This is a genomic window from Micromonospora sp. 4G55, from assembly GCF_016803375.1.
Map to the genome: position 1 here is coordinate 1 of NZ_JAEVHN010000287.1, position 7,555 is coordinate 7,555.

Genomic DNA, 7,555 nt, shown 5'->3' on the forward strand with positions numbered 1-7,555 from the left:
GGGCCGGGATGAGTGCCGACGCCCGACCGGACGCGTCACCCCGGGAGCTGACCGCCGACCTGGTGGCCGGGCCCGGCGGGGTGATGACCGACGAGGCCGGCGTGGTGACCGGCGAGCTGACCCTGAAGACCCGGTACGCCGACGGGCAGGTCACCCTCTCCGTGCAGTACAAGGACGCCGACGAGTGGTACGCGGTGACCGGCGGGAAGGCCGCGCTTGCCGACCCGGCCGGGTTGGACGCCGTCCACGCCGTCGCGGTCGCCCTGCTCAACCGCCCGGAGGGCTGAGACACGCCGAGGCCCCCGACCCCGCGCGGGGTTGGGGGCCTCGGCACGTGCTCACGGCGTCGGGATCAGCTCACCGGTGTCCGGCGCTCCACCGTCGTCCGGCCGGACCAGCTCCGGCTCCACCTCGTGCGGACGGATCCGGCCGGCCGCGATCTCCTCGGCGTAGTGGCAGGCGACCTTGTGCCCGCCGACCACCTCGCGCAGCGCCGGCCGCTCGTCGGCGCAGCGGGTCGGCTGCGCCCACGGGCACCGGGTGTGGAAGCGGCACCCGGACGGCGGGTTGGTCGGCGAGGGCAGGTCGCCGGCGAGCAGAATCCGCTCGCGACGGTCCTCCACCAGCGGGTCCGGCACCGGTACCGCCGACATCAGCGCCCTGGTGTACGGGTGCATCGGCTCCCGGTAGAGGTCGTCGCTGGACGCCTCCTCCACCAGACCACCCAGGTACATCACGCCCACCGTGTCGGCGATGTGCCGGACCACCGCCAGGTCGTGCGCGATGATCAGGTACGTCAGGCCGCGCTCGTTCTGGAGGTCCTCCAGTAGGTTGAGCACCTGCGCCTGGATGGACACGTCGAGCGCCGACACCGGCTCGTCGGCGACGATCAGCTCCGGGTTGAGCACCAGCGCCCGGGCGATGCCGATCCGCTGGCGCTGGCCGCCGGAGAACTCGTGCGGGTACTTGCTCAGCGCCGACGCGGGCAGGCCGACCGCCTCCAGGGTCTCCCGCAGCCGCCGGCTCGTCTCCGCCTTGTCGTTGGCGAGGCCGTGCGCCTTGAGCCCCTCGACCAGCAGCGACTCCACCGACTGGCGGGGGTCCAGGCTGGACAGCGGGTCCTGGAAGATCATCTGCATCCGGCGGCGGGCCAGGCGCATCTTCTCGCCCTTGAGCTGCCGGACGTCGGTGCCGTCGAAGAGGATCTCGCCGTCGGTCGGCTCGACCAGCCGCAGCAGGCCGCGGCCCAGCGTCGACTTGCCGCAGCCCGACTCGCCGACCAGCCCGTACGTCTCACCGGCCCGGATGGCGAGCGAGACGCCGTCGACGGCGTAGACGTACCCGATGGTGCGGTCGAAGAGCAGGCCGCTCTTGATCGGGAAGTGGACCTTGAGGTCGCGCAGTTCGACCAGTGGTCCGGTCCGTTCGGTCACGGGACCGCCACCTCCTCGGAAACGGGGTTGTTGCAGCGAAGGTCGCCGCCGGTGGCGGTGGGCTCCAGCGGGGGTGGGCCCTCCAGGCAGGCGTCCACGACGTTGTCGCAGCGGGGCGCGAAGGCGCACCCCTCGGCCCACGGGATGTTGTCGGCCACCGAGCCGCGGATGGCGTGCAGCCGCTCGCCACGCGGCGAGTCCAGCCGGGGCACGGAGCTGAGCAGCCCGTGGGTGTACGGGTGCCGGGCCCGGGCGAACAGCTCGTGCCGGGCGGCCCGCTCGACCACCTTGCCGCCGTAGAGCACGTTGACCGTGTCGCAGAGGCCGGCCACCACACCGAGGTCGTGCGTGATCATGATGAGCGCGGTGCCGGTCTCGTCGACCAACTGCTTGAGCAGGGTGAGAATCTGCGCCTGGATGGTCACGTCCAGGGCGGTGGTCGGCTCGTCCGCGATCAGCAGCCGCGGCTTGCAGGCCAACGCGATGGCGATCAGCGCGCGCTGCCGCATGCCGCCGGAGATCTGGTGCGGATACTCCTTCAGCCGCCGGTCCGGGTCCGGGATGCCGACCGCGTCGAGCAGTTCCCGGGCCTCCCGCAGCGCCTTCTTGCGGTCCATCCCCTGGTGCCGCTCCAGCACCTCGGCCACCTGCACGCCGATCGGGATGACCGGGTTCAGCGAGGAGAGCGGGTCCTGGAAGATCATGCCGATGTCCCGGCCACGCCGGTCCCGCATGTCGTCCGGGCGGAGCGTGAGCAGGTCGGCGCCGTCGAAGAGCACCTCGCCGCTGACCTTGTTGCCCCGCTTGGGCAGCAGGCCCATGATCGCGAGGCTGGTGACGCTCTTGCCGCAGCCGGACTCGCCGACCAGGCCGACGGTCTGGCCCGGCTCCACGCTGAAGCTCACCTTGTCCACGGCGGTGAACGGCCGCTCGCCCCGCCGCTGGAACACCACGCTCAGGTCGCGTACGTCGAGCAGGCTCATCGGGTCACTTCCTCACTGCGCTGATGCTTCGCTCGCCGGCGGCCCACGCCGGCCGTGCTGGTCCGCCGCACCGCCCTCACCGCCGGTTCTTCGGGTCGATGGCGTCGCGCATCGCCTCGCCCAGCAGGGTGAAGCCGAGCGCGACCACGATGATCGCGAGCGCCGGGTAGTAGGCCAGCTCGGGGCGGGCCTCGAAGTAGTGGACGCCGTCCACGCCGAGCATCAGGCCCCACTCGGCGCGGTTGATGTCCGGGTCGCCGAGGCCGAGGAAGGAGAGCGCCGCCGCGTCCAGGATCGCCACCGCGAAGGTGAGCGTGGCCTGCACGATCACCGCGGTCAGCGAGTTGGGCAGCATGTGCCGCAGCACGATGTTGCGCTCCTTGACGCCGAGCGCCCGCGCGGCGAGTACGTGGTCGCTCTCCCGCTGGGCGAGCATCGAGCCGCGCAGCAACCGGGCGAAGATCGGCACGCTGACGATGGCCACCGCGAAGATGACCGTCCACTGGCTGGACTTGCTGGCCATGGCGACCAGGGTGATCGCCAGCAGCAGGCTGGGCAGCGCCAGCATCACGTCGGTGAGTCGCATCAGGACGACGTCGACCCAGCCACCGAAGGCGCCCGCGATCGCGCCGAGCAGCACGCCGAGGGAGAGACCGATCAGGGTGGCGAGCACGCCGACGAAGAGGGTCTGTCGGCTGCCGTAGATGAGCCGGGAGAGGAAGTCGCGACCCAGCGGGTCGGAGCCGAGCGGGTGCCCGGCGGTGGCCCCCGGAATGTTCTCCACGGTCAGGTTCTTGGTGAGCGCGTCGAACTCCTGCGCCGGGTCGTGCGGCGCGATCAGCGGCGCGAAGACCGCCACGAGGATGAACAGGCCGACGATGACGGCGCCGACGATGGCGACCGGGTTGCGCCGGAGCCGCCGCAGCGCGTCGCGGAAGAGGCTGACGCCGCCGTTGTCGGCGGTGGCTCGGGCCAGCTCGTCCAGCCGCGCCTTCTTCCGGTCGCCGAGCAGGCCGATGTTCCGCTCGCTCACGCCGCCCGTGCGCTCGTCACCGGTACGGGGCGCCGGCGCCGTGGCGCCGGCCTGGGTGGTCGGATCGGTCATCGGACACGCACCCTCGGGTCGATGAAGGCGTAGGAGAGGTCGACCAGGAGGTTGACCACCACGAAGACCAGGGCGGCCAGCAGGATGATCGCCTGGAGCACCGGGTAGTCCCGGCCGCCGGTGATCGAGTCGACGATCAGCGTGCCGAGGCCGCCCCAGTTGTAGACCTTCTCGGTGAGCACCGCGCCGGAGAGCAGCGCGCCGGTCTGCAGGCCGATGGTGGTGACCACCGGCAGCAGGGCGTTGCGCAGGATGTGCCGGCCCCGGATGGTCCGGTGCCGCAGGCCCTTGGCCTCGGCCGTGCGCACGTAGTCCTCGTTGAGCACGTCGAGCACGCTGGCCCGGGTGATCCGGACGATCACCGCCAGCGGGATGGTGGCCAGCGTGACCGCCGGCAGGATCAGGTGCCAGAGCGCGTCGGCGCTGGCGTCGAACTCCCGGGTCAGCAGGCCGTCGAGGACGTAGAACCCGGTGACGTTCGTGTTGTCCAGCCCGGTGGTGACCCGCCCGGACGGCGGGAACCAGTGGATGTTCTGGGTGAACACGTCCTTGAGCAGGTAGCCCAGGAAGAAGATCGGGATCGAGATGCCGACCAGGGTGCCGGCGATCGCCAGGTTGTCGAGGGAGCGACCACGCCAGCGGGCGGCGAGGTAGCCGAGCGGGATGCCCAGGCCCACCGCGATGATCATCGCGGCTAGGGCCAGCTCGATGGTGGCGGGGAAGGCCCGCCCGATCACCTCGCTGACCGGGTCACCGGTCCGGATCGAGTTGCCGAAGTCACCGGTGAGGACTCGCTGCATGAACTTGCCGTACTGCACCAGGATCGGCTGGTCGTAGCCGAGCGCCTTGATCAGCAGGGCGCGGCGCTCGGGGGTCGCCCGCTCGCCGAGCAGCGCCTCGACCGGGCCGCCGGGCAGGTTCCGCAGCCAGATGAAGATCAGCGCCGACAGCGCTATCAGCGTCACCACCAGCTGCAGCAGGCGGCGGACTATGACTCGCAACATCTCTCACACACCAGACTCTCGATGTTCGCGGAATCGGCCCGGGCCGGGATGGAGCCCCGGACCCGGGCCGATACGCGCCTACGGCGTCAGCGACGTACGTCACTTGGTGACGCTGACCGTGTTGAACCGCTCGTCGGTCAGCGGGCTGGCGACCAGACCCTTGACGTCCTTGGTGACGACGATGGCCGGCGGGGCGTGCCAGACCGGCACGGCCGGCAGCCACTTGCTGGCGATGTCCCGGTTGACCTGCTCCCAGGCCGCCTTCTTGGCCGCCTCGTCGACGGTGCCGTCGGCCTTGGCGATGGCGTCGAACATCTCGGTCATCGACTGGTCGCCGAACTCGACCTTGCCGCGGCCGAAGAACGTGCCGACGAAGTTGCCCGGGTCGTTGTAGTCACCGGTCCAGCCCAGGATGTGCAGGTCCTGCTTGCCGAACTGCTGCACGTCGTCCTTGAAGCCACCGTTCCACGGACGCGGCACGCCGTTGACCTTGATACCGACGGCCTGCAGGTCGTTGGCGAGGATCGTGAAGATCTCCTGCGGGTTCGGCATGTACGGCCGGGAGACGTCCGGCGGGTAGTAGAAGTTGAGGGTCAGACCCTCGGCGCCGGCCTCCTTGAGCAGCTGCTTGGCCTTCTCCGGGTTGTACTCGTACTTCTGCACGTCCGGGGCGTAGCCGAGCACGGTGTCCGGCATGAACTCGTCGGCGACCTTCGAGCCACCCGGGCCCTTGGTCTGCACGAGCTGCTGACGGTTGAGGGCGTAGGCGATCGCCTGGCGCACCCGCAGGTCCTTCAGCTTCGGGTTCTTCTGGTTGATGCCCAGGTAGAGGATGTTGAACGCGGGCCGGGCGACGACCTGGAAGCCCTCACCCTCGAGCGCCTTGCGGTCTGCCGGGGCCGGGAAGTCGATGCCCTGGACGGTGCCCGCGCGCAGCTCCTGCTTGCGGGTGTTCTCGTCCTTGATGATCTTGATGATCAGCTTGTCGACCTTGGCCTTCTCCCCGAAGTAGTCCGGGTTCCGGTTCAGGGTGACCTCGTTCTTGGCCTTGTCCCAGCCGCCGAACGTGAACGGGCCGGTGCCGACCGGGCCGCTGGTGGCGAACGAGCTGTACTCGAAGGAGTCGCCGTTCTGCTTGACCGTGTCGGCGTCGCCCTTCTTCAGGGCCTCCGGGCTGGCGATCGAGAGCGCGGTCAGCGCGAAGGCGCCGGGGAACGCACCCTTGTACTGGTTGAGGGTGATGACGGCGGTGCCGTCGTCCTTGGCCTCGCACTTGTTGTAGACCGGCTTGCCGGCGTCGGGGCTCTCGTTCTTCGCGAAGCCGCCGAAGACGTCCATGTAGTAGATCATCTGCGACTGGGCAGCGGCGCCCTTCATGTTGTACCAGCGGTCGAAGTTGAAGCAGACCGCCGCGGCATTGAAGGGGGTGCCGTCGTGGAACTTCACGCCCTGGCGCAGCTTGAAGGTCCAGACCTTGCCCTCGGGGTCGTGCTCCCAGCTCTCCGCCAGGCCGCCCTGGAGCTCCGCCGTGCCCGGCTTGTGCTGGATGAGGGTGTCGTACATCTGCCGGATCGGCCGGAACGACTCACCGTCATCGTTGAAGATCGGGTCGAAGTTCTTGGGGTCACCGGCACCCGCGAAGATGAAGGTGCCGCCCGTCTTGGCCTCGCCGCTGTCGTCGCTGCGGTCGCTTTCCGCACAGCCGGCCGCGCCGACCGCCAGGGCTGCAACGGCCGCGAGGGTCACGGCCGTTCTAAGCCTTCTCGCCTGCATCTCTCACCTCTGTCATCCGCGTGACCACGCCGGTTTCATGGGCGGTCCGTGAGCGGGAGGCTATGACAGGACACACAGCAAGCGGAACGGCCGTTAGGCAATCGCTATCAAGCCGACACCAAGTGACTGCGTCTGACAGCCTCGGATCGGCCGACAAACGGGACTGTCACACCCGACACCCCGGTCCGTACCGCTCCCGCACCGCCGGCCAATACCCACCAAAACCCCGTAAACCCTCCCTCCGGACCAGCGCCCGCCCCTGCCGGCTCCTCTTCGGGTACGCGGACACCCGCCCCACCTCCCGCCAGGCGGACGGATCGGGCCGCCACCGGGGCGGGACGGTCCGGCGCGATGTCCGGTTCATGCCCGATCGGCCGGTGTCCCGCGACCGGCGGCACCCGCACGGCGGAATGGCGGCCGGCCCGGCGTCGTTACTCACCTGGACGATCGCAGCAGCACCCCGCTGGCCTGGCCCGAACGCGTGGCCGGCCCGGGATGCCGGGCCCCCGGAATGATGGTGGGCCGCCGGTCGTTACACATGGACCCGGCGCCGAGCCCCCCGCTCGTGAAGCCTGCCGGTCAGAAGACTTTTCCCCTTGTGTGTGAGCGCCTACTCGTGGTGCTTACGCCGCCTGTCATGTCGATCCCCCGGTCGACCGGCGGCGTCAACCCCCTGAAGGAGCTTCCCCCATGAACACCACCATTTTGCGTAAGAGCGTGCTGGGTATTGCTGGTCTGGCCTTCGCCGGTGGCGTCTTCGCCGGCCCCGTGACCGAGGCCCACGCCGCCCCGGTCGACGCCAAGGCCGTTGCCGTGGTGCAGGCCGACAAGCCCGGCAAGAGCAAGCTGATCCCGCACGGTGTGCAGGGCAAGCAGTCGCACATCGACGTCGGCGCTGAGCAGACCGCCAACGTGAAGGCGATCATCGCCGCGACGAAGAAGTCGGGCATGGACGAGCGGGCCGCCGTGGTCGCGATCGCCACGTCGCTGCAGGAGTCGAAGCTGGAGAACCTGGGTCACCTGGGTGACCGTAACGACTTCGACTCGCAGGGTCTGTTCCAGCAGCGCCCGTCCAGCGGTTGGGGCACGGTCGAGCAGATCACCGACCCCGAGTACTCGACGATGGCGTTCCTCAAGGGTCTCAAGCAGGTCGACGGCTGGAAGGACATGCCGCTGACCGAGGCCGCCCAGACCGTGCAGGTCTCGGCCTACCCGGACCACTACGCCCAGTGGGAGCAGCAGGCCGCCGACCTGGTC

The 7,555-nt window shown here is 69.7% G+C and carries 7 protein-coding genes; 2 read left to right on the forward strand and 5 right to left on the reverse strand.

Annotated features, from left to right (window positions below; genetic code table 11):
- Positions 1-287: hypothetical protein (locus tag JNW89_RS21485; RefSeq protein ID WP_238450266.1), on the forward strand; the 287-nt coding region annotated here is incomplete at its 5' end.
- A gap of 51 nt (positions 288-338) precedes the next feature.
- Here JNW89_RS21485 and JNW89_RS21490 read toward each other — a convergent pair.
- The 5 genes from JNW89_RS21490 to JNW89_RS21510 all read right to left on the reverse strand — a co-directional run bounded on the left by JNW89_RS21490 (position 339) and on the right by JNW89_RS21510 (position 6,298).
- Positions 339-1,433, reverse strand: coding sequence for an oligopeptide/dipeptide ABC transporter ATP-binding protein (locus JNW89_RS21490; protein WP_309140011.1), 1,095 nt, complete (start codon positions 1,431-1,433; stop codon positions 339-341).
- The gene (locus JNW89_RS21495; protein ID WP_238450267.1) at positions 1,430-2,416 is read right to left on the reverse strand and encodes an ABC transporter ATP-binding protein; all 987 of its coding nucleotides are present in this window, start codon (positions 2,414-2,416) and stop codon (positions 1,430-1,432) included. The genes JNW89_RS21490 and JNW89_RS21495 overlap by 4 nt, the downstream gene beginning before the upstream one ends.
- 76 nt (positions 2,417-2,492) lie before the next feature.
- Positions 2,493-3,521, reverse strand: coding sequence for an ABC transporter permease (locus JNW89_RS21500; RefSeq protein WP_238450268.1), 1,029 nt, complete (start codon positions 3,519-3,521; stop codon positions 2,493-2,495).
- A complete protein-coding gene (locus tag JNW89_RS21505; protein WP_238450269.1) occupies positions 3,518-4,525 on the reverse strand; it encodes an ABC transporter permease in 1,008 nt (335 codons plus the stop codon). The genes JNW89_RS21500 and JNW89_RS21505 overlap by 4 nt, the downstream gene beginning before the upstream one ends.
- 99 nt (positions 4,526-4,624) lie before the next feature.
- Positions 4,625-6,298: an ABC transporter substrate-binding protein gene (locus JNW89_RS21510; RefSeq protein WP_238450270.1), complete on the reverse strand. Its 1,674-nt coding sequence runs from the start codon at positions 6,296-6,298 to the stop codon at positions 4,625-4,627.
- Positions 6,299-6,988: 690 nt separating this feature from the next.
- On the opposite strand from JNW89_RS21510, the gene JNW89_RS21515 reads away from it, so the two are divergent.
- On the forward strand, positions 6,989-7,555 hold a 567-nt coding region (locus JNW89_RS21515; protein ID WP_238450271.1), incomplete at its 3' end, for a hypothetical protein.